Origin of the sequence: Streptomyces gossypii, from assembly GCF_025165795.1 — a bacterium.
Lineage (GTDB): Bacteria > Actinomycetota > Actinomycetes > Streptomycetales > Streptomycetaceae > Streptomyces > Streptomyces gossypii.
In genome coordinates this window covers 41,554-67,548 of sequence record NZ_JAJAGO010000008.1, presented here as the reverse complement: position 1 = coordinate 67,548, position 25,995 = coordinate 41,554, and the positions used below count along the sequence as shown (strand labels likewise).

General features: G+C 70.7%; 22 protein-coding genes and 1 pseudogene. 10 read left to right on the top strand and 13 right to left on the bottom strand.

Features of this window, described 5'->3' with window-relative positions; all coding sequences use genetic code 11:
- Nucleotides 1-136: 136 nt before the first annotated feature.
- A complete protein-coding gene (locus LHJ74_RS18055; RefSeq protein WP_260219103.1) occupies nt 137-1,234 on the top strand; it encodes a radical SAM protein in 1,098 nt (365 codons plus the stop codon).
- Between the two features lie 52 nt (nt 1,235-1,286).
- On the opposite strand, the gene LHJ74_RS18050 is transcribed toward LHJ74_RS18055, so the two are convergent.
- Genes LHJ74_RS18050 through LHJ74_RS18040 form a run of 3 tightly spaced genes read right to left on the bottom strand, consistent with a single transcriptional unit; the run spans nt 1,287 to nt 3,831 of the window.
- Entirely contained in the window at nt 1,287-2,300 is a 1,014-nt protein-coding gene (locus tag LHJ74_RS18050) for a mevalonate kinase family protein (RefSeq protein WP_260219102.1), read from the bottom strand.
- Nucleotides 2,297-2,791, bottom strand: a complete 495-nt coding sequence (locus LHJ74_RS18045) for an NUDIX domain-containing protein (protein ID WP_260219101.1) — start codon at nt 2,789-2,791, stop codon at nt 2,297-2,299. The genes LHJ74_RS18050 and LHJ74_RS18045 overlap by 4 nt, the downstream gene beginning before the upstream one ends.
- Nucleotides 2,788-3,831, bottom strand: a complete 1,044-nt coding sequence (locus LHJ74_RS18040; protein WP_260219100.1) for an NAD-dependent epimerase/dehydratase family protein — start codon at nt 3,829-3,831, stop codon at nt 2,788-2,790. Before LHJ74_RS18040 ends, LHJ74_RS18045 begins: the two co-directional genes overlap by 4 nt.
- Nucleotides 3,832-4,178: 347 nt before the next feature.
- Here LHJ74_RS18040 and LHJ74_RS18035 point away from each other — a divergent pair, with 347 nt between their 5' ends.
- Nucleotides 4,179-5,954, top strand: a complete 1,776-nt coding sequence (locus LHJ74_RS18035; protein WP_260219099.1) for an NAD-dependent epimerase/dehydratase family protein — start codon at nt 4,179-4,181, stop codon at nt 5,952-5,954.
- A gap of 164 nt (nt 5,955-6,118) precedes the next feature.
- On the opposite strand, the gene LHJ74_RS18030 is transcribed toward LHJ74_RS18035, so the two are convergent.
- Nucleotides 6,119-6,994 (bottom strand): glycosyltransferase family 2 protein, encoded by an 876-nt coding sequence (locus tag LHJ74_RS18030; RefSeq protein ID WP_260219098.1) that lies wholly within the window; start codon nt 6,992-6,994, stop codon nt 6,119-6,121.
- Nucleotides 6,995-7,105: 111 nt separating this feature from the next.
- A complete protein-coding gene (locus LHJ74_RS18025) occupies nt 7,106-8,158 on the bottom strand; it encodes an AraC family transcriptional regulator (RefSeq protein WP_260219097.1) in 1,053 nt (350 codons plus the stop codon).
- 136 nt (nt 8,159-8,294) lie between these two features.
- Here LHJ74_RS18025 and LHJ74_RS18020 point away from each other — a divergent pair, with 136 nt between their 5' ends.
- Nucleotides 8,295-9,767 (top strand): MFS transporter, encoded by a 1,473-nt coding sequence (locus tag LHJ74_RS18020; RefSeq protein ID WP_260219096.1) that lies wholly within the window; start codon nt 8,295-8,297, stop codon nt 9,765-9,767.
- A complete protein-coding gene (locus LHJ74_RS18015; RefSeq protein WP_260219095.1) occupies nt 9,764-10,717 on the top strand; it encodes an SDR family oxidoreductase in 954 nt (317 codons plus the stop codon). Before LHJ74_RS18020 ends, LHJ74_RS18015 begins: the two co-directional genes overlap by 4 nt.
- Before the next feature lie 10 nt (nt 10,718-10,727).
- On the opposite strand, the gene LHJ74_RS18010 is transcribed toward LHJ74_RS18015, so the two are convergent.
- Complete coding sequence (locus tag LHJ74_RS18010) at nt 10,728-11,792, bottom strand: chitinase (protein WP_260219094.1); 1,065 nt, start codon at nt 11,790-11,792, stop codon at nt 10,728-10,730.
- Between the two features lie 282 nt (nt 11,793-12,074).
- A complete protein-coding gene (locus tag LHJ74_RS18005; RefSeq protein ID WP_260219093.1) occupies nt 12,075-12,449 on the bottom strand; it encodes a cupin domain-containing protein in 375 nt (124 codons plus the stop codon).
- A gap of 102 nt (nt 12,450-12,551) precedes the next feature.
- Here LHJ74_RS18005 and LHJ74_RS18000 point away from each other — a divergent pair, with 102 nt between their 5' ends.
- The 3 genes and pseudogenes from LHJ74_RS18000 (at nt 12,552) to ehuB (ending at nt 15,485) form a co-directional block, all read left to right on the top strand.
- Nucleotides 12,552-13,376, top strand: a complete 825-nt coding sequence (locus LHJ74_RS18000) for a helix-turn-helix transcriptional regulator (RefSeq protein WP_260219092.1) — start codon at nt 12,552-12,554, stop codon at nt 13,374-13,376.
- A 15-nt stretch (nt 13,377-13,391) separates the two neighbouring features.
- Nucleotides 13,392-14,285: pseudogene (locus tag LHJ74_RS34450) on the top strand (serine/threonine-protein kinase); the annotation flags it as partial.
- 282 nt (nt 14,286-14,567) lie between these two features.
- Nucleotides 14,568-15,485: an ectoine/hydroxyectoine ABC transporter substrate-binding protein EhuB gene (gene ehuB, locus LHJ74_RS34445; RefSeq protein ID WP_260219363.1), complete on the top strand. Its 918-nt coding sequence runs from the start codon at nt 14,568-14,570 to the stop codon at nt 15,483-15,485.
- Here the strand turns inward: ehuB and LHJ74_RS17985 are convergent.
- The 5 genes from LHJ74_RS17985 to LHJ74_RS17965 form a co-directional block, all read right to left on the bottom strand.
- Nucleotides 15,482-17,437 carry a serine/threonine-protein kinase gene (locus LHJ74_RS17985; protein ID WP_260219091.1) on the bottom strand — a complete coding sequence of 652 codons (1,956 nt, stop codon included), beginning with the start codon at nt 17,435-17,437 and terminating at the stop codon, nt 15,482-15,484. The genes ehuB and LHJ74_RS17985 overlap by 4 nt on opposite strands.
- A gap of 93 nt (nt 17,438-17,530) precedes the next feature.
- Complete coding sequence (locus tag LHJ74_RS17980; protein ID WP_260219090.1) at nt 17,531-19,267, bottom strand: asparagine synthetase B family protein; 1,737 nt, start codon at nt 19,265-19,267, stop codon at nt 17,531-17,533.
- Nucleotides 19,268-19,315: 48 nt separating this feature from the next.
- Nucleotides 19,316-19,837, bottom strand: coding sequence for a hypothetical protein (locus LHJ74_RS17975; RefSeq protein WP_260219089.1), 522 nt, complete (start codon nt 19,835-19,837; stop codon nt 19,316-19,318).
- Nucleotides 19,838-19,858: 21 nt separating this feature from the next.
- Nucleotides 19,859-20,707, bottom strand: coding sequence for a hypothetical protein (locus LHJ74_RS17970; protein ID WP_260219088.1), 849 nt, complete (start codon nt 20,705-20,707; stop codon nt 19,859-19,861).
- 32 nt (nt 20,708-20,739) lie between these two features.
- Nucleotides 20,740-21,771 (bottom strand): hypothetical protein, encoded by a 1,032-nt coding sequence (locus tag LHJ74_RS17965; RefSeq protein ID WP_260219087.1) that lies wholly within the window; start codon nt 21,769-21,771, stop codon nt 20,740-20,742.
- A 100-nt stretch (nt 21,772-21,871) separates the two neighbouring features.
- Between LHJ74_RS17965 and LHJ74_RS17960 the strand changes: the two genes are divergently transcribed.
- Complete coding sequence (locus tag LHJ74_RS17960; RefSeq protein ID WP_260219086.1) at nt 21,872-22,621, top strand: hypothetical protein; 750 nt, start codon at nt 21,872-21,874, stop codon at nt 22,619-22,621.
- Between the two features lie 22 nt (nt 22,622-22,643).
- Here the strand turns inward: LHJ74_RS17960 and LHJ74_RS17955 are convergent, their stop codons facing one another.
- Complete coding sequence (locus tag LHJ74_RS17955; RefSeq protein ID WP_260219085.1) at nt 22,644-24,146, bottom strand: argininosuccinate lyase; 1,503 nt, start codon at nt 24,144-24,146, stop codon at nt 22,644-22,646.
- A 174-nt stretch (nt 24,147-24,320) separates the two neighbouring features.
- Here LHJ74_RS17955 and LHJ74_RS17950 point away from each other — a divergent pair, with 174 nt between their 5' ends.
- Both LHJ74_RS17950 and LHJ74_RS17945 read left to right on the top strand, forming a co-directional pair.
- Complete coding sequence (locus tag LHJ74_RS17950; protein WP_260219084.1) at nt 24,321-24,884, top strand: GNAT family N-acetyltransferase; 564 nt, start codon at nt 24,321-24,323, stop codon at nt 24,882-24,884.
- 34 nt (nt 24,885-24,918) lie between these two features.
- Nucleotides 24,919-25,866: an aldo/keto reductase gene (locus LHJ74_RS17945; protein ID WP_260219083.1), complete on the top strand. Its 948-nt coding sequence runs from the start codon at nt 24,919-24,921 to the stop codon at nt 25,864-25,866.
- Nucleotides 25,867-25,995: the final 129 nt, after the last annotated feature.

The following is a 25,995-nucleotide window of genomic DNA, read 5'->3' as shown; positions in this document are numbered from 1 at the left end:
CGCACCTCCACCCCTTCCTGCGGACCGGGACCCCCATCAGCGGTAGCTCAGCGGACCACAGCGAGCCTCGACGAAACAGCGAAACAGCGAAACAGCGAATCAGCGAATCAGCACTGATGGAACGATGGAGAACACTGTGCAGATTGACCGCCTGGACCTGGTGTCCAAGCTGTACCAGCCGTCGGGTTGGCCGAGGGTATTGGACGCGGCCTCCGGCGTCCCCACCTCCGGCCCACTCGTGGTGGACCTCGACCCCACCACCTTCTGCGATCTCGCCTGCCCGGAGTGCATCAGCGGAAAGTTACTCAACCAGGGACGCTTCACTCCAAAACGGCTTGCCGAACTCGCCGGAGAACTGGTGGAGATGTCCGTCCGCGCCGTCGTCCTGATAGGCGGCGGCGAACCGCTCGCCCACCGCGGCACCCGCAAGGTGCTGCGCGTGCTCGGCGAGGCGGGAATCGCCGTCGGCGTCGTCACCAACGGCACGCTGATCAACCAGAACCTGGCCGAACTCGCGGAGTACGCCAGCTGGGTGCGGGTCTCCATGGACGCGGGTACCAGCGGCACCTACCGGCTCTTCCGGCCCGACCGCAAGGGGCGGAGCGTCTTCGACAAGGTGGTCGCCAACATGCGGATGCTGGCCGCCGCCAAGAAGGGGGCGCTGGGCTACTCGTATCTGATCATGAGCCGCCAGGAGTCCGACGGCAGCGTCGTCAGCAATCACCACGAGGTGCTGCAGGCGGCGGAGCTGGCCCACGACATCGGCTGCGACTACTTCGAGACCAAAGCCATGTTCGACGACGGGCACCACGTCGTGCAGGTGCCGCAGGAGACCCTGGACTCCGTGGACGCCCAGCTGGAGAAGGCGGCAGGACTGGAGGACGAGACCTTCCAGATCGTCAACTCCTCCACCCTGACCTCCCTGCGGAACCGGGTCGGGCCGGTACAGCCCAAGGACTACCACCGCTGTTCGGTGGCCGAACTGCGCACCCTGGTCACCCCGTCCGGGGTGTATGTCTGCTCCTACCACCGCGGAAACGACGCCGCGAAGATCGGGGACGCGGTCACGGAGAGCCTGGCCGACATCTGGCGCGACTCCGACCGGGGCATCGTCGACCCGAGCCGGGACTGCCGCTTCCACTGCGCGCGGCACCCCTCCAACCTGGAGCTGGAGAGGATCGGCGACGGAGTGCCCGCCCCGGAGCCCGGAACCGACGGCGACCCGTTCATCTAGGGTCTGCCACGGTCCAGTCCGCTGCCCGGCCGCGACGGCCGGGCAGCGGTCCTCAGTCCAGACCCGGCGCGGCCTCGGCCGGAATGACCCGCGCCCCCGGCCGCACCGGCCGGTACGCCTCCCGCAGCGCCTTCGCGATCGTCTCCCGCTCGGCAGCCCGGCACACCCCCACCAGCGCCCCGCCGCCCCCGGCCCCGCTCAGCTTCAGCGGCAGACCGGTGGCGCGCAGCGCCAGCACGCGCAGCTCCTCGAGCACCTCCGTCGACATGCCCTGCAGATCGCGCATGGCGCCGTGTGCCCCGCTCATCGCGGCGCCCAGCGCACCGAGATCACGCGCGCCCAGCGCCTCCCACACCGCCGCCGAGGTTTCGTCGGTGCGTGCCGTGTAGGCGGACAGCCGTGGATCTCCGGCCGCGAGCCGCGCCCGTACGGTGCGGATGTGGTCCCCGGTGTCCTTCCGGGTGGCCGAATCGACGACCAGCACCGCCCACTCGTCCGGGAACCGCGCCTGCTCCCGTATGAGGGGCAGCCCGGTCGTCCGGCCCTGGATGAGCAGCGCGTCCCCGGCGATGACCGCGAGGTGATCCATGCCGCCGCCGTTGAAGACGGCGAACTCGAACTCGTACGCCCACTGCGCCAGCGTGCGGGCCGAGATGCGCGGCTCCGGGGCGCACGCGTCGGTGAAGGCGCGGAAGAGCGCCACGATCAACGCGGTGGAGGAGGACAGCCCGCTGGCGGCAGGCGCGTCGCTGTGCACCGTCACGGCTGGGGGCCGCGCGGCCAGCCCCGCGTCCGGCAGCCGCCGCCGCAGCCAGGCCCACACCTGCGCGGGCCAGCCGCTCTCCGCCTCCTGGGCCGACGGACGTGGCGGGCCCGGCGGGCCAGGTGGGCCAGGCAGGCCCGGCTCAGCTGGTGGCTCAGCGGGTATCTCCACCGTCGTCCTCAAGTCCAGGGCAAGGCTGACGGACCGGCCGCCGAGCCAGTCCAGATCCTCGCCCGAGAGGCAAGCCCGGCAGGGCACCGCCGCGCGCGCACGGGGGCGGGCCGTCCTTCCGTTCGCCGTCACCGGGCCTGGAACCTTCCCGTGGAGTCGTACTCCTGGAACATACCCAGCACGACCGGGGTCGGTCCGTGCAGGGGACCGGGCGGGTCACAGAGCGCGTGGAACTCCGCCCGCCGCACCTCCTCCGGATCGGGCGCCAGCTCGCCGGACCACCGCCGGGCCACGAAGCACAGCGCGAAACAGTGGGTGACATCGCCGTTGGGGTAGGTGAGGGTGTGGACTGCCGGATCGGAGAGCGTGCCGAAGGCGGTCAGGTCCTCCCGCTGGACCAGCAGCCCGGTCTCCTCCCGCAGCTCCCGCATGGCGGTGCCCGCGAAATCGGTGCCCTCCTCGCACGCCCCGGCGGGCAGCTCCCACACCCCCGAGTCGGCGCGCTGCTGGAACAGGCCGCGCCCGTCCTCGTCCAGCAACAGGACCTGTGCGCCGGGGACCAGCAGCAGCTGGCTGCCCACCGTCTGGCGCAGCGACCAGACGTAGGACCCGACATAACTCATGCGGCCGACTCGCTGAGCCAGTCCGGCAGGGCCGCAGGGGTGTCGGCCAGCCAGCGCACGTACCGGTCGACCCCTTCACGTATGCCGATGCCGGCCGACCAGCGCAGCAGTTCGCGGGTGCGGCGGGTCGAAGCGAAGCCGCCCAGCGGGTCGCCGGGCGGCAGGGGAGTGGTGACGAACCGGGAGCCGGGGAAGTGCGCGGCGATCAGCTCGCCCACCGCGCGCACGGACGTCGGCGTGCCCGTACCCACGTTGACCGTCTGCCCGGCCATCCGCTCCTCCGTCAGGGCCAGCGCGGTGGCCGCCGCCACGTCCTCCACATGGACCAGGTCCCGGACCTGCACACCGCCTCCGTTCAGGCGCATCGGGCGGCCGAGGCGGGCCTGCATGGTCAGCCACGGGACCATCCACGAGTGGCTGCCGGGCTTGGGGACCTGCGGATCGCCGTAGACGGAGAAGTAGCGCAGCACCGCGTACTCGGTGCCCGCCGATCCGCCCAGCAGCAGCCTCGTCTGGTGCTCCGCCCACAGCTTGGAGTTCGCGTAGACGGAGAGCGGGCGGGGGGTGTGGTCCTCGTGGAACTCCTGCGGCTCCTGCCCCGGCCGCTCCTCCCCGTTCCCGTACACGGCGGCGGAGGACACCAGCACCAGTCGCCGCACCCCGGCGGCGGCGGTCTCCTCCAGCACCACTTCGGTGCCCTCCAGATTCGCCCGGAAGGCGGTACCAGGATGCCTGGTGCACGCGGCGACGTCCGCGTACGCCGCCGCGTGGACCACATGGTCCGCCCCGGCCAGTAACTGGCGCACCACCTCACGGTCGCGGATGTCGCCGCGCACCACCTTCACGCCGAGCCCGTCGACACCGAACAACGCGTGGACGGGGCCCGGGTAGGCGTCCATCCGGTCCAGCACGGTCACCTCGGCGCCCGCGCGGTGCAGCAGCCCGGCTAACCGGCTGCCGACCAGCCCGCCGCCCCCGGTGACCACGACACGCGCGCCGCGCAGGCTCTCCAGCCGTGCGAGGACCGTAGCGCCGGCCACTGGGCCGGCTCCGGCTTCCGTCGGCCCCTCGCCCCCACTCGTGGTCCTTGCGGTGGTGCCGACGTGGCTCGTGGTGCCGCCGTGCTGCTCCGATACCTGTGACATGGGAAGCCTCTCGTCGGACTCCGAGGGAGTCTGGTGCCCTTGTGTGACGGGATGTGCCCGTGAAGTCATCATGGCGAGTGTCATTGGTCTGTGCCAGAGGGCCTTTCGGCAGTCTTGCGGCTCCGGGACCGGCCGCCGTACTGTCCGATTCCAGTTGCGCCCGTACCGGAAGACGGAGGATCTGTGACGCGTGAGCGGTCGAGCGGCGCCGTGTCGGGCACGCCATGCTGAGCGGTGCGGTGATGACTCATCCGAAGCGTCTCCCCGCGGCGGAACGGCTGGCCTCACAAGCCCCGCCGGGAGCGTTACGCGTCGTCATGGACCCGGACCCGGCCGGCACACCCTCGGTGCTGCGCACCGCGCTGGCCGCGTGGTCGGCCATCGAGGAGGGCGCCACCCACCATCTGGTCGTTCAGGACGACATGATCCTGTCCGAAAGTTTCTTCGCGCGGGCCCGCCGGGCGGTCGAGGAGATGCCGGACGCGGCGCTCGCGCTCTTCGCCCTGTGGGATTCGCGGAACGGCGCGGCGGCACGCTTCGGCGCCATGGCGGGTGCCCGCTGGGTCGGAGCCGTGGGGGAGTACTTCCCCTGCGTCGCGCTCATCCTGCCCCGGCAGATCGCCGCCGGATTCGTGGCGTACGGCAGACGCCGGGTGGGTGACGGCTGGCCCGACGACATCCTGATGAGCCGCTACCTGCGAGCCCGTGGCATCCCGGCCTACGTGTCGGTCCCCAGCTTCGCCGAACACGAGGACCACGGCAGCATCTCCGGCAACGCCTTCCGCGGGCCGCGCCGTTCGGTGTGCTTCCTGCCGTCGTACGCCCCGGCGCACGAGGGCGCGCGGCTCACCGGTCTGCGGGTCGTGCCGTTCTTCAAGCAGGGTCTCGCGCAGTGTGCCGTCCGGCAGGACGGCCCAGGGCCGGAGCGCTGGCTCCACCTCGGATGCGAGCAGTACCTCGAAGGCGCCGGGCTGCGGCCCGAACGGCTGTCACCCGCCCGCACCCTCGGCGCGGGCGTGCCGGACGGCGGGCACGCGGCCTGGCTCACCGCCTTCACCATGGGCTTCGTGTCCCTGCGCGAGCGGCACCGGTGCGCGGGCGGTGCTGTCGACGAGGCGGTGCTGGACGAGTCGCTGGCGACGCTGGGGCCAGGCGGCATCAGCCATGCCGCCACGGAGGAGCAGATCGAGGAGCGTCGCGACGCGTTCGCCCGGATCGTCCGGGCGGGCCTGCAAGCGGGTCTCGAAGCGGGGGCACGGGAAGGCGAGTCGGCGGCGGGCGGGGCGGCCCGCCCGGCCCGGCTACGGCGGGTCGGCGTGCGAGGCGCGGCGACCCCGCTGGGGGAACACGTCGTGCGGGGGCTGACGGACCGGGGCCACCGGGTCACCGTCCTCGGCTCAGGCGCCCCGGCCGAAGGCGGCCTCGACGCGCTGCTCGACCTGCGTGGCCTGAACGGACCGGACGGGCGCGGGCAGCCCACGATCGCCGTGCGCATCCTGACCGGCACCCCAGCCACCCCGAGCACCCCGAGCACCCCGGCCTCGTACACCCTTGCGGTGGGCGACCTCTACGGCCCCGGCTGCTCGCGGGAATCACCCATCGGGCGCCTGGTGTGGGACGCGCTGCGGAGCCGCCCCCTGCACCTGTACCCCGCCCCGGGCGCACCCGTGCGCCCGCTGCACACCGCCGATCTGACGGAGGCTCTCTCCCGGCTGCTGCACGATCCGCCGCCAAAGCGGCAGTTCTGCCTCGCGGCCCGCGAGCCGTGTACGGTCGCCGGTCTGGCGGCGGCCGTCCGCGAGGCCGTCCGGCCGGTCCCGCTGGCCGCCGGTGAGGAGCTGTCACCGGCGCGGCTCGGCGAGTCCGCACCGGAAGCGGCGCGAGCCTGGCCCGCACCGCCTGGCTGGAAGCCGTCCACCGATCTGCGCCTCGGCCTCCACTCGTTCGCCCAGTGGCTCGCCTACGAGGGCATCCACCTCTCCCCGACAAGCACTTGGCCCTGTCCGGGCGGTCTTTGAGGATCACCCTGCGGCGTCCGGTGCGGGGGTCTCCCCGTCGCAGGCAGGGGACGGATCGCAAGGCGGAGGAACGTCCTCGTACCGGGCGTACTCGGGCGACTCCGACAACGCGGCGAGGTGCGGCACCAGGGCACGCGAGCCCAGCGAGATCCAAACGAGAGACCCTAGATGATCGGGGGCCGCCCCAGCCTCGTCATACGCCACACCGTGCGCCACCGCATCGGCCGCCGCGGCCCGCAGGGATTCCGTATCCCCTCGGAAAAGCCGCCCGCCCAGGCCCGCAGTCCGGCGGGGGACCGGGTCCGCGCGGCGGTCAGGGCCACCCAGGTGCCCAGATAGAGCGGCACCAGCAGCGCGGGCAGATGCCGCTTGGCCAGCCATACGCGGTTGCGGGCGACCATCCGGTAGTAGACCGCGTGCCGGGCCGGGGAGGTCCAGGGGTGCTGGAGTACGAGTTCCGGTTCGTAGCGGATCTGCCAGCCCGCGTCCAGTGCCCGCCAGGCGAGGTCGGTCTCCTCGTGGGCGAAGAAGAACTCGTCGGGCCAGCCGCCGGTCTGCTCCAGCATCTCCATGGAGAGGGCGTGTCCGCCGCCGAGGAAGGTGGTGACGAGTCCGCCGCGCGCGGGGTCGCTGGTGCGCAGCCGGGGCACGTGCCTGCGCTGCGTACGGCCCCGCTCGTCGGCGATGCGGAAGCTCACGATGCCCAGGCTCGGATCAGCCGCGTAGAGGTCGGTGAGCTGGCCGAAGACGTCCGGGCTGATCAGCAGCCCGTCGTCGTCCAGGTTGACGACCAGGTCGACGTCACCCAGTTCCCGGAGCTTGTCGAGCGCGGCGTTGCGGCCGCCGGAGACGCCCAGGTTCTCCTCCAGTTCGACCTCGGTCGTACCGGCGGGGAGGGGTGGCAGCGGTGAGCCGTTCCCGACCACCACGATCTGGGTCGCGGGGACTTTCTGAGCCGCAACGGAGTCGAGTAGTTTCTGCAGTTCGTCGTTCCGGTTCCCCATGGTCAAGATGGCCACGCCGACGCGAAGATGACGCACAGATGAACACTCCGTTCCTGATGCCGGAATGCGATGCTAGCGGTCCGGACATCAGTACCCCGACCCGGCCGCCCCGGACGGCAGGCGAGCACCGGTCACCCAGTCATACGATCACATGGTCACGTGGTCGCGCGGCGAAGACTCCACAGGGGCGGACGCCGCACCTCCACACCGCAGCGCGCGGTACTCGCCCGGGGTCATGCCGAACTCCCTGCGGAAGGCCAGATGGAAGCCCACCCGGCTCTCGTAACCGACACGTCCGGGGATGTCCCGCTGCGCCACCGCACCGTCGGCCAGCAGCAGCCGCGCCTCCTGCAGCCGCCGCAACAGCAGGTGGCGGGCAGGGGGCTCACCGACGAGTTCCCGGAAGACCTGGGAGAAGACGGAGCGGGACATGCCCGCCTCACGGGCCAGCGTCCCCACCGTCCACGGTTGGGCGAACGCGCTGTAGATGGCCGTCAGAGCCTTGCTGACCCCCGCGTGCCGCAGCGCCCGCAGCGCGGGCGAGGTGTCCGTCAGCCGCTCCATGGCGGCCCGCAGTGACAGTACGAACACCATCTCGAAGGCGCGCAGCGAAACCAGCCGGGCGCCGGGCGCCGTACGGCCGATCTCCGCACTCAGCGAGTCGAGCGTACGCAGCAGCAGCGTCTCGCCCCGCAGCAGGTGGGCGCGCAGCACGAGTACGCGGGGGAGCGCGCGGTAGAGGCCCGGTTCGGTGCCGGGGTCGTAGTGGAGGCTCGCGCAGAGCAGTTCGGTGTCGGGGGCTGCGCTGCCGAGGGTGACGACGCCCGAGCCGCCCGGGGGCAGGTCGGGCAGGAAGGTGCGCAGGCCGGCGGTCGCGCGGCCGGGGGCGGAGGAGAAGGTGTGGGCGGTGCCGTGCGGGAAGAGCGCGAGATCCCCCTCCTCCAACCGGACCAGCCGGCCCGGCCCGACCCGCTCGGCCTGTCCGGTCTGTCTGGCCTGTGAAACCGGCTCGGCTTCGTCCAGGGTGACGAAGCAGCTGCCGCGCACCATGTAGTGGAGGACGGCGTGGCTGTCCTGTTCACCGACGACGCCCCAAGTGCCGCCTGCCAGCCACTTGCTGGAGTAGATGTCCGTCAGGCGCAGCGGCTTCAGCAGCTCGCTGAGCACATCCGCGGGCGCGGAAATCGGTGCGAGGTCCACGGACGATCCTTAAACCATGAGGGTGTTCCGTTAATTGATCGTAGCTGCCCGGCGCTGAATCCTTGCAGGGGCCGGGCGGGCCCATGCCGCCCCGTGTCCTCACCCCACCCCTGTCGGAAAGGCGGCAAGCAGCGAGATGACCGGCAGTGGCCCCGGCAACCGTGGACGCGCGCTCGCGCTGCTCGCCTGCACCCAGTTCCTCCTGATCCTGGACACCTCGGTGATCAATGTGGCGGCGCCCTCCATGGGCAGGGATCTGGACATATCACCCGCCGCACTCTCCTGGGTGGCGAACGCCTATCTCGTCTCCTTCGGCGGCCTGCTCCTGCTGAGCGGCCGTGCCGCCGATCTGCTCGGCAGGCGCAGGCTGTTCGTCGCCGGACTCGCCACCCTCGCCGTCGGCTCACTGCCCGGTGCCTTCGCGGACAGCGCCGCGCTGCTGATCACCGCACGCGCGGTCCAGGGAGTCGGCGCCGCGATGGCCGGTGCCGCCAGCCTCGCGCTGCTGCTCACGCTGTTCGCCGACGGCCCCGAGCGCCACCGGGCGCTCGGGGTCTTCGCGGCGATGGCCGGGGCGGGCGGCGCGGTGGGCACCGTGCTGGGCGGCGTACTGACCAGCTGGCTCGGCTGGGAGGCGACATTCGCCATGAACGCCGCCGCCGTACCGGTGCTCATCGTCCCGGCCCTCCGGCTGCTGCCGCCGGGCCGGGCCGCATACGCGGGGCGGGCACCCGGCTTCGACCTGCCGGGCGCCGTCACCGTGACCCTCGGACTGGCCCTGCTCGCGTACGCGCTCGTCAGTACCGGGGAGGCGGGCTGGGACGAGCCGCGGACCCTGCTCACGGCCGCAGCCTCGATGGCGCTGCTGGCGCTGTTCGTGCACATCGAGCGCCGGGCGCCCTTCCCGCTGGTGCCACTCGCCGTCTTCCGGCGCCGCACGCTGCGGCTGGCGAACGGACTCGCCGTGATGTGGCAGATGTCGCTGTTCCCGATGTTCTTCCTGGTGAGCCTCTACCTCCAGCAGGTCCTGGACTACGGAGCGGTCGGCAGCGGACTCGCGCTGCTGCCGCTGTCGCTGGTGGTCGTGGCGGTCGCCGCCGTCGCCGATCGGCTGATCGGGCGATACGGGCTGCGGGCCGTCATGTGCACCGGGTTCGTACTCGTGGCGTTCGGCATGGCCTGGCAGTCGAGGCTGTCGGTCACCGGCTCCTTCGCCGCCGACGTCCTGCCGCCGAGTCTGCTCCTCGGGGTCGCCCTGCCGCTGGTCGCCGTCACCACCAACATCGCTGCCACGGTGGGTACCTCGCGGGACGAGGCGGGACTGGCCTCGGGCCTGGTGAACACCGGACTGCAGTTCGGCTCGGTGCTCGGTCTGGCGGTGCTGTCCGGCGTCGCGGCGGCGCGCACGGAGGCGGTGGCCGGCACCGGGGTGGCGGCCGGTACGGGGACGGCGGGCGCGGCGGGCACCGAGGCGGCTCTCACGGCGGGCTTCAGCACCGCGTTCCTGGTCGGCGCCGCCCTCGCGGCGATCGGCGCGCTGCTGACGCTTCGGCTGCGCCTTCCACTCCCACCTCCCGCCCGAACTCCTCAGAGAGGCATGCGCAGATGACCGAGAACGAGCAGCGCCCGAAGCGATTCCTGGTGACCGGAGCCACCGGCTTCCAGGGCGGAGCAATCGCACGGCTACTCGCCCAGAGGGGCGAGGACGTGACCGGTCTCGCCCGCAACCCGCCGGGCCCCGCCCCCGATCGGCCGGGCCCCGCGGTGCCGACGGTCCGTGGGGACCTGGGCAGCGCCGAGGACATGCGCCGGGCCTTCGAAGGCGTCACCCACGCGGCGGTGACGCTGCCGCTGGTCTACGACAAGGCGACCGTCCTCCGCTACGCCCGCAACCTCGCCCGTGCGGCCCATGAGGCGGGTGTCCAGCGGCTCGTCTGCAACACCAACACCCCCTTGCCAGAGGTGGCGACGCGCCGTCCCGGCTTCGAGACGCGGCGGGCGGCCGAGGAGGTGCTGCGGGGGAGCGGGGTACCCACCGTGGTGGTGCGCCCGCCCGTCTACCTCGACAACCTCTTCAGCCCCTGGAACGGCCCGGCGCTTGTCGATGACGGAGTGCTCGCCTATCCGCTTCCCGCCGGCGAGCGGGTGGCGTGGATGCCGCACACCGACCTCGCGGCCGTGGTGGCGGCGGCTCTGGAGGCGGAGGACGCAGTGGGCCGGGTCCTGCACGTCGGCGGGGCGGAGGTGCTGACCGGACCGCAGCTCGCCGAGGCGTTCGCCCGCGTGTGGGGAAGGGAGGTGGTCTACCAGCCGCTGAGCGTCCCGCAGTTCGAGGAGGGGCTGAGCCATGTCCTGGGCGCCGAGGCCGCCGCGGGGGTGGCCGGGATCTATCACCATGTGAGCACCGGCGAAGACCCCGGCCTGCTCGCCCCGGACCCGGGGCGGACCGCACGCCGACTGGGCGTACGGCTCACCCCGGTGGCCGAGTGGATCGCGGCGCAGCCCTGGGACCACTGGCGCCGCACCACCACGGACCAGGGCGCGGTCCGGCTGACGTAAGGACTGCGCGTCAGCGGCCCTGGAGGGACCTGACGTTGTCGCCGAAGCTCCAGGAGCGGGAGCCGTCCCAGTTCAGCGACCAGGTCATCAGGCCCTTCAGGCCGCCGTTGTAGTGGTTCCACGCCTGCGAGACCAGGCTCGGCGACATGTAGCCCCCACCGGCACCCGGTTGGGCCGGAAGCCCCGGAACCTGCTTGTCGTAGGGGACCTTGATCGTGGTGCCCTGGATGACCAGGCCCTTGTTCAGGCAGTCCGTCTGCGCGGTGAAGCCGGCGACCGTGCCCGCGGAGTACGAGTCGCCGGAGCACCCGTACATGCTGCCGTTGTAGTACTGCATGTTCAGCCACCACAGGCGGCCGTTGTCCGCGTACTTCTTCACGATCGGCAGGTACGCGCCCCAGATCGAGCCGTAGACCACGCTGCCGCCGGTGACGTAGGCCGTCTCCGGCGCCATCGTCAGACCGAAGTTGGCGGGCATGCGGGCGAGTACGCCGTCGATGATGTGGATGAGGTTGGCCTGCGAGGTGGACGGCTGGTTGATGTCGCCGCTGCCGACGAGGCCGGTCTCGATGTCGATGTCGATCCCGTCGAAGTTGTACTCCTTGAGGATCGGCACCACCGTCTCGATGAACCGGTCGGCGACGGTGCGGGAGCTGAGGTCGATACCGGCCGTGGCTCCGCCGATGGACATCAGGATGGTCTGGCCGGAGGCCTTCGCCGCGCACATCTCGGCCGGGGACGCCACCTTCACCGTCCGGTCCATGCCGTCCTCCCACAGCACGGTGCCGTCCGAACGGATCACGGGGAACGCGGCGTTGAGCACGTTGTAGCCGTGGTCACGGATGCGGCTGTCCGTGATGGGCGTCCAGCCGAACGGCGGGTGCACGCCGTTGGCCGCGCCGTCCCAGTTCTCCCAATAGCCCTGGAGCACCTTGCCCGAGGGCTTTGACTTGACCGCGCAGGTTTCCTGCTGCGCCGCCTTCGTCGCCGCGCTGGGCGCCGAGGCGATCAGCATCGGCACGGCGAACGCCATCGCCAGACCGACCCCCAGTAGACGGGGAATCCGACCGATCATGTTGTGCTCCCTTCGCGCCATGACGCACCCTCACCGTGGAAGCTGCGAGCGCAGGGGGAACAGTCTGGAAGGCACGCTCAGCTCCGGGACTGTGGGGCGTCTGGAGACGTACGCGGATGATGGACCGAACGTAAGGTGACCCCGAGTCGCCGTCAATAGGTCTGGACCAGACCTCTCCCGCCGCAGAACAAGCACACCTGCTGGGCGTGTCCGGGCGTTCCGGCAACGCAGCGAGGTGCCGTAGCTGTCGTCGAGCGCCCGCCAGGGATCACGGGACAGCCCTTAAGTGCTGAGCGACTCGGCTGCCTTGGTCATCGGCCCGCCCGCGTCACCGGTGTTCATCGTCCCCGCCGGCTCGAGCAACAGGATTGCCGACTCCTCGTCCGCCACCGGGCAGTGTTCGACACCGCGGGGCACGACGAACAGCTCGCCGGGTTCGAGGACCACGTCTCCCGCCCTGAGCTGGATGGTGAGCCGGCCGCTGATGACCAGAAACAGTTCATCGGTCTCGTCATGGGTGTGCCAGACGAATTCTCCTTTCAGCTTGGCGAGCTTCACCTCGTAGTCGTTGAGGTCGGCCACCTTCTTCTGCGTCCAGAGCTCGCTGAACTGCGAGAGCCTTTCCGCGAGATTGACGCTCCGGGGAAGCTCAGACATGGGGTGTCCTCACAGTCGCTCGGTCACGCCGGAGAATGTCTTCCCCGGCTGGTGTCCTGAGCCTGCCGCGTGGGTACTCCGCCGGTCTTGTACGTTCCTGACATGGCAGGAGACCGACCGCGCACCCAGATCAACGCCTGGCAGCCGTCAGTCCCGGGGATCGCGGAGGTCTTCCACGCGCACTTCACCGAGCACGCCTACCCGGCCCATACCCATGACACATGGGATCTGATGATCCTCGACGACGGGTCGGTCGACTTCGCGCTCGACCGCCGCAGGCACGGGGCCACCACCGGCACGGGCAGTGTGCTCCTGCTGCCTCCGGGCGTTCTGCATGACGGCAGAACGGTGACGGAGTCCGGCTTCCGCAAACGCGTGCTCTATCTCGAAACGACGGTGCTCCCCGAGCGGTTGACCGGCAGCGCGGTGGACGGCCCGGTGATAGGCGACGCACGGCTTCGGCAGCGAATCCATCAACTGCACGAGTCCCTCCGCCATGCGGGAGACGCGTTCGAAGCCGAATCGCGCCTGTCGTTCGTCCGCGAACGGCTGCACTTCCATCTCGACGCGCTCCGCCCCCGTCCACCGGGCCGTGAGGCACACCGTCTCGCCGCCGGCCTGCGGGAACTGCTGGACTCCCGCATATCCAGCGGACTCTCGCTGCGACAGGCCGCCGCCGTCCTGCACGCTCACCCCACGCATCTGATCCGCTGCTTCAAACAGACCTACGGCCTTCCGCCGCACACCTACCTGACCGGTAAGCGCATCGACCGGGCCCGCCGGTTCCTGCTCGACGGCCGACGGGCCGCCGAAGTCGCCACGGCCGTGGGATTCCATGACCAGGCACATCTGAACCGGCACTTCACACGCCACGTGGGCACGACGCCCGCGCGCTACGCCGTCACGTCAACGGAGCCGCGTTCGTGAGCCGTTCGGGCAGGGATGCCGTGCCCACTATGCTGTCCGGGCACTGCGGGGGAACCGTTCGGGCAGAGCAGCCGTCTCCCCACGAGTTTGCGGTGGAGGGGTGTCGAAGACGCCGGACACGTACCGGTCGGGGGAGAAATGCCGGAAGGCCGTGTGATCGCGGGGCGGTACGAGCTCGCAGAGCTGCTGGGCCGTGGCGGTATGGGCGAGGTCTGGGCGGCCTGGGACGGCGTGATCCGCCGCCGGGTGGCCGTCAAACTGCTTCAGCACGAGGGCGGACTCGCCGAAGACGAACGGCTGTTCCTGCGCGAGGCGCACACGGCGGGCGGTCTGAACCACCCCGGCGTGGTCACCGTGCACGACCTCGGCCAGGACACGAACGGCAGCCTCTACCTGATCATGGAGCTGGTCCCCGGACGTGACCTCGGCCGGGTGCTGCGCAGGGACGGCCTGCCCTCCGTGGCCACCGCAGTCGACTGGGCCGCGCAGACCGCCTCCGCGCTGGCCGCCGCCCATGACGAGGGCATCGTGCACCGCGACCTCAAGCCCGGCAACCTCATGGTCACCGGGCAGGGCGTCATCAAGATCCTCGACTTCGGCATCGCCCGCTTCGCGACCACGGCCACCAGCGCCACCACGACCAGGCACATGGTCGGCACCCCCGCCTACATGCCGCCCGAGCGTCTGCTCGCCCGGCCCAGCGACGCCCGTGGCGACCTGTACTCGCTGGGCTGCCTGCTGCACGAACTGCTCACCGGCGAGCTGCCGTTCGGCAGCCCCGAGCCTGCGGCGATGATGTTCGCCCACGTGCACACCGAGCCGCAGCCGCCCAGTTGGCGACGCACCGGCGTACCAGCCGAACTCGACCTCCTCGTGGGCGAACTGCTCGCCAAGTCCCCCGACGACCGCCCGGCGTCGGCGCGGGAGGTGCAGGACCGGCTGCGGGCGCTGCGCCTGCCGGACCAGGGTGCCACCGGGCCTGCCGCCGCCGATGCTGTCCCCGCACCCGCACCCGCACCCGTGACCCAGGCTCCTCCGCGAACGGTCGGCGGAACGGCCGGCGGTCCAGTCAGCGACGCGCCCCCGTACGGCGCCGCTTCCGTGCAGGACGCCACCCCCGGCGGGGGCGGCAGCTTCGGCCCGCCCGTCTTCGTCGGTCCGCACGCCTACGCCCCTCCGCAGCCACCCGGCCTGCCACCTTCTCCGGCACCGCCGCGCGCGCTGCTCACCCGTCGCAGGCTCTTGGGCATCGGCGTCGCGTCGGTCGCCGTCGGCGCAGCGGGCGTCACCACGTACGCGCTGACCAGGGACGAGAAGGGCGTAGGCTCGCCTGGGGGAGCGGGGCAGGGCGGCGGCGCCCTGCTCGAACGGCTGCGCACGGCGGGGACGGTCAAGCTCGGCGTGGCGGGCGAGAAGCCATTCGGCTACGTCGACGGCGGCGAGCCGACGGGCGAGGCCCCCGAGGTGGCCAAGGTGATCTTCAAGCGGCTCGGTGTGTCGCGCGTCGAGGCGGTGACTGTCCAATTCGGCGCTCTCCTTCCCGGCCTCAAAGCACGGAGCTTTGACGTGATCGCCGCCTCCCTGTACATCACACCGGACCGCTGCGAAGAGGTCCTGTTCTCCGACCCGGACGTGCAGATGAAGGACGCCCTCCTCGTCAGGAAGGGCAATCCGCACGGGGTCAGGAACTATGAGGACATCGCCGAGAAGGGCGTCAAGCTCGGCACCGGCACCGGCTACGCACAGATCGAGTCTGCCGAGGCCGCAGGTGTGAAGGGGACCGAGGTCCTGGTCGACGACATTGCCGGTCTGCGCGCCCTCTCCGTGGGCCGCATCGATGCCTTCGCCGGTACGCGGCTCATGCTTGCGGAGGCCGCCAAGGGCGACTCCGCCGTGGAGGTCACCGAGGCGTTCTGGCCGGTCGTCGACGGAAAACCCGTGCACAGCGCGAGCGGGTTCGCCTTCCACCAGTCTGAGACGGAGCTTCGCGACGCCTTCAACGCCGAACTGCTCAAGCTGAGGAAGACCGGTGGACTTCTGCGCATCGTCCGGCCGTTCGGCTTCACGGAAGAAGAAATGACCGAGCTGACGGCCAAGGACCTGTGTTAGGGCAGGTACGCCTTACATTTGACCAGTTCCGGTGCGTCAGGGGCCCCTCGGCCGCGAATTTTGTTCAAATGGCGGTCGTAGAGGGCTTCAAATGTCGACTTGCCGCCCGAAGACCCATTCCTGAACTGTGACAGGGCGCGGCACACATCCCTCTTGAGGAGCCGTGTGCTCTCGTCCTGGGACTTCTTGACGGCGACGCCGTACCCCTGCGGATCGGGGTCGAGTCTGATGGTCTTCCAGTCGGAATGCTGGCTTGCATAGCCATCAGCGATGACATCGTCCGTGGCCACTGCATCCAGATTCGTTCCCGGGTCATCCAGCGCAGCGATGCACTTCTCGTAGCTTTCTGGTTGATTCTTCTTCGGAGTGAGCCCGTACTTCTCGAACCACTCCTCGTCGTACGTCGAGTTCCGGGCGGTGCATACCTCGGAGGTCGAGGAGTCCTGGACGTCAGCGAGGTCCTGGTACATCTTGTTCTTCACCAGGATCGCCTTGAGAGGTCTGTAGTAGGGGCCGACGAAGTCCACGCCCTCGTCCTTGTTCCGCTCTTCGTCGATACTGTACGTGGCGATGACGATATCGACGTCGTCCGTGATCAAGTGATCAGCTCGATCGGCTGTGGTCACCCTTACGAATTCGACATCCTCTTCCTGGTATCCCATGTGCTCGGCGATTTCCAGCGCCAGTGCGGGTTCAAAACCGTTGTACTCGTCTGTTTTTCCCTTTCGGACACTCAGCCCAGGCTGATCGGATTTGACGCCGACTTGGAGCCTGCCGTCCGTGTTCCGGTACGTCTTTTCGCCAGCGGGTTTGTCCGACACGGAGTTGTCCTGCTCACCGGAACCGTCCGGCTGCCCCCAGAGGAGCCATGCGCCTCCGGCGAGCAGGGCCGTGCAGAGCACGGCGACCGGAACCTTCCACCGGTCACGGCGCCTGGGGACACCTGGTTCGGAGCGGTCGGGTTCCGGCACCTGGCCAAGTCCGGGCCCCGGTGCGGCCGCGCCCGCCGTTGCTCCAGCGCCCGCCGTTGCGCCAGCTGCCGCTGCCGAGGGCGCGGGCCTCGGACTGGCCGGTGTGTCGAGGGCGAGGGAGTCCAGGGTGACGGCCTGGAGCATCTGCTCCGCCTCGGCAGCGGCTGGGCGCTGTGCGGGGTCCTTGCGCAGCAGTGCCTCGATGAGCGTGGAGAGCGGCCCGGCGTACTTCATGGGTGGTACGGGCGACTCCCGCACGGCGATGAAGACTTCCAGGTTGGTCAGTCCCTGGAAGGGGCGCCGACCCTCCACCATCTCGTAGAGCGTGATGCCGAGGGCCCACAGGTCGGATGCGGCGGACGCGGCGCGGGGCTGATCGGGGGTGGAGCTGAGCAGCTCGGGTGCGAGGTACTGCGCCGTGCCGATGAGTTCGTGAGTCCGGGTGACCTGCACGGCGCCCTCGAAGGTGGCGATCCCGAAATCCATGAGGAGCGCGCGTCCGTCGGGCCGGAACAGGATGTTGTGGGGCTTCACATCACGGTGGACCACACCGGCCTTGTGCACGGCGGTGAGCCCGCGCAGCACCTCAAGGCCGATGCGCGCCGTGTGCGGCACCGCGAGCTGCTGCTGCTCCGCCAGGAGGTCGGCCAGTGAGCGGGAGTTGAGCAGCTCCATCACGATCCAGACCTGCTCGCCGTCCTCGACCACATCGTGTACGGCGACGACGTTCTGGTGCTCGATTCTGGCGATGGCCTGCGCCTCGCGGCGTGCCCGGCTCACCCACTGCGCCTGAGTGACGGGAGCCGCGCCGGGATACAGCAGGCCCTTCACAGCCACCTTACGGTCGAGGCTCGTGTCGTGAGCTTCCCAGACCACTCCCATTCCGCCCCGGCCCAGTGGTTTCTCGAGCCGGTAGCGCTGGGCGATCACCGTGCCCGGAGGGTCGTCCGGGCCGTCCCCCGTCGTGCCGTCGCTGTGCATCCGACCCCCTGTGAGCGCACTGTTGTGGAGGGTAACCATAGTCCGGAGCGTTGTGCGTGCGCGCTTTTGTTGCCGTGTTGTCTCCAGCCGTCCTCAGGGGGCAGGGGCGAAGGAGCGCAGCCAGAGTTCGAGGGTGAGGACCAGCCAGAGCTTGGCGCCCTGGCGGGGCAGCAGAGTGCCCTCGCGGCGCAGCCACGTACGGAGGGTGTCCTCGCGGAACAGGCCGCGGGCGCGGGCGGAGGGCCCCAGCAGCAGGTCGTGGCCCAGTTCGCGCAGCGGCCCGTCCAGCCACTGCTGTACGGGTACCCGCATGCCGCTCTTGGGCCGGTCGATGACAGTCGCGGGCAGCAGGTCGCGGACCGCCTCCTTCAGGATCCACTTCTCGCTGGTGCCGTTCAGCTTCCACCTCGGCGGCACCCGGAAAGCGTGGTCGACGACCGCGCGGTCGAACAGCGGGGCGCGCCCCTCCAGTCCGCTGGCGGCGGTGATCCGCTCCACCTTGGTGAGGATGTGGTGCGCGCCCTTGGTGCGCAGGTTCGTGTGCAGCAGCTGGTTGAGCAGGCTGCGCATCTGTCCCGGGCGCAGGTACGGCGCCACCAGGCCGGTCAGCGGCGGCGCGTCGGCCAGCTCGGCGAGCACGCCGGGGGTGAGCAGCACCGGCAGGTCGGCGTAGCACTTGCGGTAGGAGTCCAGATAGGCGAGGGCTCTGGAGTCCGTACCCGGTTCGTCGCGGTGCAGTTCGTGGATGAGCATGGGCAGGTTCTTGGGGCCGCCGAAGACCGGGTCGCCGCCCTCGCCGTTGAGTACGACGTCCATGCCGTCCGCCGCGACGGCCTCGGCCAGCATCAGGTTGGGCACGGTGAGGGGATCGCCCACCGGGCTGTCCAGCAGCGCGACCGTCTCCGGCAGCCGCGCCGCGACGGTCTCGCCGGGCACGGTGAGCACCCGGTGTTCGGTGTGGCAGTGCGCGGCCACCAGACCGGAGTACGCCAGCTCGTTGGGCGTGTCCCCGCCGAAGCTGATCGAGTACGAACGCACCGGCTGGTCGTGCAGCTTCGCCGCCAGCGCGGTCACGAGGCTGCTGTCCACCCCGCCGGACAGCAGTACGCCCACCGGCCCCGCGTCCGGCAGGCGCCGTGCGGTGGCGTCTTCGAGGAGTTCCCGCAGACGCAGGGCGTGCTCGGCGGGCGGGCGCTCGTCCGTCACCTCGGCGGGCTCCCAGATGGTCTCCTCGATGCTGCTGCCGTCCGCGCGAAGCCGCAGGCAGCGCCCGGGCAGTGCCTCGTGGACGCCGCGCAGCAAAGTCTCCCGGCCGGGCAGATAGGCGAAGGTGAGGAAGGAGCGTACAGCGGGCAGATGCAGGCCGGTGTCCAACGGCGGCCAGCGGCGCAGGGCCCGCAGTGAGGTGCTGGCGGCCCATGCTGCCCCGGCACGGGCGTGGTAGAGCGTACGGGCTCCCAAGTGGTCGCGTATCAGTATCAGTTCGGTGCCGGAGGGGGTGGGCTCTGCGATGGCCAGGGCGAACATGCCTTCGGCGGCGGCCAGTCCAAAGGTGCCGAAGCGGGCGTAGCAGCGCAGCAACAGCTCGCCGTCCGGGCAGTCGGCGGGAAGGCTTCCGCGGCCGAGGAGGGCGCGCAGTTCGGGCGCGTTGTGGAGCGTGACCTCCCCGACCGCGTGCAGCGGGCCGGCCCGGAAGGGGCCGGAGGCGGTGCCCGGCCCGTCGAGCAGTCCCAGCGCGTACGCCCCGGCCGCCCGCACCGGACGGCCGCCCATGCTCTCCAGGTGCCCGGCCGGGTCATCCTCGGTCAGGCACACGCACCAGCGGGACATCCCTACCGTCCTCTCCCAGAGGTCTCTCTCAGGTCACCCGGCGGGCTCTCAGCCGAAGTCGCCGCCGTCGTCGCCGCTTACGCCGCCCCAGTCGCCGTAACCCGTGTCGTCGCCGCCGTCGTCGTCACCGCCGCCGCCGCTGGACGCGGCGGCCTGAGCCTCCGCTTCCCGCCGCAGCTCGGCCTCCTCCTCCGGAGTCAGTGACTCGGGCGGCGCGGCCCATCCGCCGACGACTCCGGCGACGACTCCGCCGGCGGCCATCGAGGTCAGTATCCTGCTCACCCCGTGGCCGGACGACGTCTGGTTCACCGTAAGCACCCCGTCGTTCCACAGAGTGCGGCCGAAGCCGCCCTCCCGGCCGTACAGGACGCGCCCGTCGGCGTACGCGCGCTTGACGATCCGCCGTCCCAGCAACTCGTCGGTGCCCGAACCGCCGCGGTCGTCGCGCCAGGAGACCAGGCCACCGGCTCCCCGAGTGCGCCACTCCTGCCGTCCGTCGGCATAGCGACGGTGCACCGTGCCGTCGGCGAGCAGCTCGTCGGTGTAGGTGATCTCCCGCGTCTGGGGCACGTCACGTCCTCTCAGGGGCACTCATGCCGAGGGCCAGCTCAGGAAACCGGTCTCACGCGTCCGCCGCAGACCGGACAGTTCTCGCCGGGCCGGGGGGACTTCGCGGACCATGCGGTGGACGGTACGCAGCAGTGCTGCCGGGTTGACCGCGGCGACTTCGGTGAACCGGCCCCGGCTCAGCCACTCCTGCTCCCGGTGAGTGAGGGTGACCGTTGCCTCTGTTCCGGTCTCTGCACCTCGGGAGGCCACCGGGCCGCGTCCGTGGATCAGATGGACGGCAGCCGCCTGCCGGGGCCGCAGGCCGAGCGGGACGATCCGCACTCCGTCCGGTACCTCGGTAAGGCGGTGCAGCCGCGCCGGAAAGCCGAGCCCGTGGACGGACGCGTCGTGCAGCAGATGGACGGCAGGCCGCTCGGCCTGCGTCAGCATCCTCGACACGCCGGAGTCCAGCGGTAGTTCGGCGGCGCTGTAGACGGGGCAGGCGGATTCCATCGGCAGCTTGTTGGCCCGCAGCATGGCCGCGATGTCCTCCGACTCGCACACCAGCAGCCGGGGAAGGCCGTAGTCGAAGAGGTCCGGCTCGGGTGTGTGGCGGCCCGCCGCCCGCCGCGTCACTCCCCGTACGGCCCTGGGCAGCAGTCCGGGGATCCCGCCGTCCCGGCTCAGATGACGCTGGAGTGCGGCACGGAAGCCGCCGTAGGTCAGTGCGGGGGCGAGTGTGAAGGGCAGGCGGCGAGGCGCCCGATGCCAGGGGAGCAGCACCCGGCACAGCTCGTAGTAGAGCTGCCGCTCGGTGAACCACAGCCCGCCCGGCGCGGCGGCCCGGCGGGCGGCCGCGCGCAGAGCGCCGTCCAGCACTGCCTTGCTCACGCCCCCGCTCGTACCCCCACTCACGCCCCCGCTCATGCCGTCGGCCAGGTGAGGAAGCCGCTCGCGCGGGCCTGGTGCAGTTCCGGGTCGGACTGGGCCTCAGCCCGTTCCGCCGCCCTGGTGACCGCGTGCAGCAACTGTGCGGGCCGTACGGCCGCGAGAGGTGACCACCAGCCCTGCGCCAGCCACGCGTGCTCCTCCTTGGTCAGGGCGGGAAAGGTGGCCCGCAGCCAGTCCCTCTGGGACTGCGCCAGCGGCTTCGTGCGCAGCCGGAACGCCGACTTGTGGGCGATCGCCACGCGCGGCAGCAGCCCGGCGGGCACGGCACGCTCGCCGCAGGCGATCCGGACACCGTCGGCGAAGGCGAGCCCGGCCGGAGCCGCGTCGTGCAGCACGATCACCGGGACGCCCGGCGGAATCTGCTGCACCGTCTCCGCCAGCACCATGGAGTACGCCTCCGGTACGCCGTTCGCGGCGAGGCAGGCCAGGACGCCCCGGTCAGGGCAGGCCAGCGCGATCCGTGGCCGCTCCGGGGCGGGGGACCGGACGTGGCCCTCGTCGACCAGTCCGGGAGGCGGGGCGCCGTAAACCGTGGACCAGCCCGGCAGCACCGAGGTGCGGAACGTCTCCAGGGACATCGGCAGCTTGTGGGCACCGTCGCGCTGCGCACGGCGGCGGAGCAGGAACTCCACGAGACCGACGAGCAGCACCGCGAGCAACGCGAACAGGGCGGCGAAGACGATCTCCTGATCTTCTATCAAGTCGTTGTAGCCCAGGACGAACAGGGCTATGGCCAACCCGACGAACAGCAGGCAGCTGCACCCGCCATACCCCTCCTCCGGGGGCGGTACGCGATTGCGCAGGGCGGCGTACCACAACTGGGGCGGCGTGTACGCGAGCCGCTTCCCGTCGCTCAGCTTGTCGGCGAGCTCGCGCATCCGGACGTCGTGCAGCCGGAGGCTGTTCTCCTTCGGCTCCAGCGCGAACTTCCCCTTGCAGTGCGTGCAGATGCGGCCGGTCCGCTCCTTGCGCAGGAGGCTCTTGGCGCAGTGTGGGCAGATCATCAGCAGCTCCCCCAAGCCCGCTCAGTACACTCGGCGTCCGGACCACACGTCCCACCAGCACTGTATCCGGGGGGTTGCGAGCAGCGTGTCGAATCCACGTATGAAGCGCAGTGCCGACGCGGCCAACGAGGTGCACGACGTGGCCGCCTTCACCGATGCCGCGCGCAACGCGGTGACACCCGTGCTGCAACTGCCTCCGGACGTGGCGCTGGCGGTCGTCAGCGCCTTCGCGGGTGTCGTGGGGAGCGCGAAGACGAACCCGTCGGCGACCAGCCGGGACAAGGACGGCATCACCCGCTTCCAGACCTTCGAGGAGGGCGATGTCTACATGCTGGAGGCGCCCTTCGAGGAGTTCTTCGCGGACCGCTATCTGATGGATTTCTACAATGTCGAGGAGCGGGGCGTCTGCTCCCGTATGCATCTGCACACCGGCCTGCGGTTCGTGAGAATGATGACCGGCCCGCAGACCCGGATACGGGTGAGCAGCCTCTCTCCGTTCCAGGTGAACATAGTCGAGGGCGTCACCCCCTTTGTGCCGCACACTTTCGAGGACACCCTGCCGGACGCGCCCCACGACGTCGTGCGGACGAGATACAACCTGGTCGTGCCGCCCTGCTCCTTTGTGGACATGCAGATCCCCCGGGGCGTGAGTCACCAGTTCAACGCAGTCGGAGAGCACGCGGTGATCGACTCCGTGCACCCCGAGGAGTCCATCGAGACGTTCCGGGAGGGAATGGCGGGCTACCGGATGATGGCCCAAACCGTATTCCTCGCCGACGACCTCCCCGACTCCTCCACCTGCACCCACCTCCCGGCCCCCACCCCGGCCCCGACTCCCCCTCCCACGTGACCCGCCCGCCCCTCACCGCCGCTCACCGCCCCGGATCGCGGCGGGTAGGGCGGGTGGGGCGTTCGGTGATGGCGGTCAGTTCGCCGTCGAGTTCCGCCGCGGCCTTCCGAATCCGGCGGCGGCGGCCCGACCACAGCAGTGCAAGCCGTTCGAACTCCGCGCCCTGGGCGGCCAGCAGGTGCCCCACCGCGTCGGGGGCGGTGGAGCCGGTGGTGCGCTTGGCGGTCAGCCCGGACCGTACGTCCATCGCCTCGTGCAGCAGCGCTCCGGCGCCCGGCACCCGGAGGCCGTGCTCGGCGAGCAGCTGCTCGAAGAGGGCGGCGTCCGGCGCGGCGGGCGGCAGGCCCGCCTCCTCCGCCGCTGCGATGTACCGCCCGGCGACGGCCTGGGCGGCACGCCACGGGACGCCGGTGCGCAGGGTCAGCAGATTCGCCAGGGTGCCTGCGCCGAAGTGCTCCGCCTCGCACGCCTCGCGCAGCCGGTCCTCACGGAAGCTGAGGTTCTCCAGCACCGAGGTGAAGAGCCGCAGCACCGAATCCAGTGTGTCGAAAGCCGCAGGCACCTGTGCGCTCGCCTCCTCCGACACCTCGAACGAATGGCTGTACGGCGTGTTCCGCTGTCCGGTGGAGATGGCGGCGTACGCCGCGCCGAGCTGAGCAGTGCGGCCCCGAATGCGTTCCAGCACGGGGAAGTTCTTCTTCTGTGGCATCGCGGGTGAGACTCCGGACCACGCGGCGGGGAGGTGGATGAAGCCGTGTCCTGTCCCGCTCCACGTCATCAGGTCGGTGGCGAAGCGGCTGAGTGCGACGCCCAGCAGCGAGAACTCCGCGCACGCCTCCAGCGCCCAGTCCCGCTGGCCCACCGCCCGCAACGCGTGCCGCTGCACCCGCTCGCAGCCCAGCAGCCGGGCCATCCGCTCCCGGTCCCACGCAAGTTGCTGACCGGCCATCGCACCCGCGCCGAGCGGCGACGTACTCGCCGTCACGTAGACGGATTCCAGCCGCGACAGCGTGTGTTCCACCTGCTCGCACAGGGCGGCCAGATAGAAGCCGGGGCTGATCGGTTCGGCGGCCTGGAGGTGTGTGTATCCCGGCATCATCAGCTCCGTGCTGCGTGAGGCGAGCCGGTGCGCGGCGCGGCCGAAGTCGAGCAGCAGCGACGCGCTGTCCAGCAGCCTGGCCCTGCCGTACAGCAGTTGCGCCCCGGCCCGCAGGTCGTTCCGGCCGCCGTCCACATGCCACGCGGGCGGCAGCTCGTCCAGCCCCTGGCCGACATGGCGCTCCAGCGCGCAGGCCAGATCGCTCATCGCCTCCCGCGCGGCTTCGCCGACCGCCTCCGGTGTCGCCCCGTCCAGTCGCGCCGTGAGGGCGGCCACCTGCGGGGCGTCCAGCAGCCCCATCCTGGAGTACTCCACCAGCAGGACCTTCTCCAGCCGGACATACCAGGGCAGCAGGGCGTGCAGTTCGAAGCGCAGCTGGGGTTCGAGCACCTCGGAGCGCAGCAGGTCGTCGGGGCGGCCGGTCAAGCGAGCCTCCTTGGAGCACGTGAGGGCATGGGAGGGGCACGTGGCGCGCGGCGCAGAGAAGGGCGAAGGGCGGCGAAAACCCCCTTCATGACTTCACCCCGGACCGGGCGTCCATGCGGCCGGGACCCGCTGTCTTGTTTGCGCGTCCCGGAGCGCTGCTGGAAGCTGTCGCGCATGACGTTTCCGGTTGTCACTTCGAGAAGGCTTGTGCTGCGTCCCTTCACCGAGGAAGACCTCGACGCCCTGTATGAAACCCAGCGCCGTGAGGACGTCACGCGCTACCTGCTCTGGAACGCACGCAGCCGGGAGGAGACGCGAGAGGCACTCACCAGGCGCCTCACCCAGACCGACCTCAAGAAGGAAGGCGACAACCTCGCCATCGCGGTGGAACACCGCGAATCCGGGGCGCTTCTCGGCGACTTCAACCTGGCGTGGCTGAGCGCCGAACTGGGCCGGGCCGAGATCGGGTTCGTCATGCACCCTGACCACTCCGGGCACGGCTACGCCACCGAAGCGGGACGCGAGGTGCTGCGCCTCGGTTTCGAGACCTACGGCTTCCACCGCATCATCGGCCTGTGCAACGGCGACAACTCCTCCTCCATGCGCCTGATGGAGCGGCTGGGCATGCGCCGCGAGGCGTACTTCGTGCAGGGCGAGATGCTCAAGGGCGTACGGGCCGATCTCGCCGTCTACGCGATGCTCGGCGAGGAGTGGGCGCACGGCGACGACCGAGCTTGACCTGTAGTCGACTCCAGCTTGCACAGTGACGGACATGGACGAACCGAAGATCGCCCTGGGCGCCATGGAATTCGGCACCAGAATTGATGACAAGACCTCCTTCGCGCTGCTCGACCAGTACGTCGACGCCGGAGGAGTGTGGATCGACACGGCCGACTGCTACGCGTTCTGGGGAGACCCGAGCGGTCACGGCGGGCAGAGCGAGGCGCTGATCGGACGCTGGCTCGCGGCCCGGCCGGGCGTACGCGAACGGGTGCAAATCAGTACCAAGGTCGGCTGCGAGCCGACGAGTCCGGGCAGCTTCCCGGAAGCAAGCGAAGGACTGAGCCGCAAGGCGATCGACGCGGCCCTCGCCGGATCGCTGCGCCGGATGGGTATCGAGCACGTCGAGCTGTACTGGGCACACCGCGACGACCGTGGCACCCCGCTGGAGGAGACCGTCGCGGCGTTCGGCGCACACGTGGCGGACGGCACTGTCGGGCGCGTCGGCCTGTCCAACTACGCGCTGTGGCGCACGGAACGGGCCCGCGGCATCGCCGCCGCACTGGGCTACGCGCCGCCCACCGCCCTGCAACTGCGCTACTCCTACCCGCAGCCGCGCCCACTGGTACGCGACAACGTGCACGTACACCGCTTCGGCTGGATCACCGACGAGGTGCTGGACTACGCGGCGACGGACGCCACCATGGAGCTGTGGGCCTACAGCCCGCTGGAAGCGGGGGCGTTCGAACGCGCCGACCGGCCCCTGCACGAGGCTTTCGACCACCCGGGTACGACCCGGCGCCTCGCCGCACTGGAAGAGGCCGCGGCGGAACTCCGCGTCTCCCGCAGCGCGTTGGTGGTGGCCTGGATGACGGGCGCGACTCCGTTCGTCCGCCCGATCATCGGCGCGAGCACCCCGGCGCAACTGGCGTCCGCCATCGAGGGCGCGCGTCTCACCCTCGCCGCCGACGTACGTGAGGCACTCGACCGCCCCTGGTGACCACCGGGCACCGCTTCAGCACGCGGTCGGGGGCTCAGCCCCCGGCCGCGTATGCGACGAAGCCGGACCACGCGGCGGGGGCGAGGGCGAGCAGCGGGCCCTCCATTCCTTGGAGTCCCGCACGTGTAC

Excerpts from the sequence above, each read along its gene's own strand:
- LHJ74_RS18015 (WP_260219095.1), top strand. The coding sequence starts at position 9,764 with ATGACCGAGAACGAGCAGCGCCCGAAGCGATTCCTGGTGACCGGAGCC.
- LHJ74_RS18000 (WP_260219092.1), top strand. The coding sequence starts at position 12,552 with ATGGCAGGAGACCGACCGCGCACCCAGATCAACGCCTGGCAGCCGTCA.
- LHJ74_RS17985 (WP_260219091.1), bottom strand. The coding sequence starts at position 17,437 with ATGCACAGCGACGGCACGACGGGGGACGGCCCGGACGACCCTCCGGGC.
- LHJ74_RS18020 (WP_260219096.1), top strand. The coding sequence starts at position 8,295 with ATGACCGGCAGTGGCCCCGGCAACCGTGGACGCGCGCTCGCGCTGCTC.
- LHJ74_RS18035 (WP_260219099.1), top strand. The coding sequence starts at position 4,179 with ATGACTCATCCGAAGCGTCTCCCCGCGGCGGAACGGCTGGCCTCACAA.
- LHJ74_RS18045 (WP_260219101.1), bottom strand. The coding sequence starts at position 2,791 with ATGAGTTATGTCGGGTCCTACGTCTGGTCGCTGCGCCAGACGGTGGGC.
- LHJ74_RS17945 (WP_260219083.1), top strand. The coding sequence starts at position 24,919 with ATGGACGAACCGAAGATCGCCCTGGGCGCCATGGAATTCGGCACCAGA.
- LHJ74_RS17980 (WP_260219090.1), bottom strand. The coding sequence starts at position 19,267 with ATGTCCCGCTGGTGCGTGTGCCTGACCGAGGATGACCCGGCCGGGCAC.
- LHJ74_RS18005 (WP_260219093.1), bottom strand. The coding sequence starts at position 12,449 with ATGTCTGAGCTTCCCCGGAGCGTCAATCTCGCGGAAAGGCTCTCGCAG.
- LHJ74_RS18010 (WP_260219094.1), bottom strand. The coding sequence starts at position 11,792 with ATGATCGGTCGGATTCCCCGTCTACTGGGGGTCGGTCTGGCGATGGCG.
- LHJ74_RS17950 (WP_260219084.1), top strand. The coding sequence starts at position 24,321 with ATGACGTTTCCGGTTGTCACTTCGAGAAGGCTTGTGCTGCGTCCCTTC.
- LHJ74_RS17965 (WP_260219087.1), bottom strand. The coding sequence starts at position 21,771 with ATGATCTGCCCACACTGCGCCAAGAGCCTCCTGCGCAAGGAGCGGACC.
- LHJ74_RS17960 (WP_260219086.1), top strand. The coding sequence starts at position 21,872 with ATGAAGCGCAGTGCCGACGCGGCCAACGAGGTGCACGACGTGGCCGCC.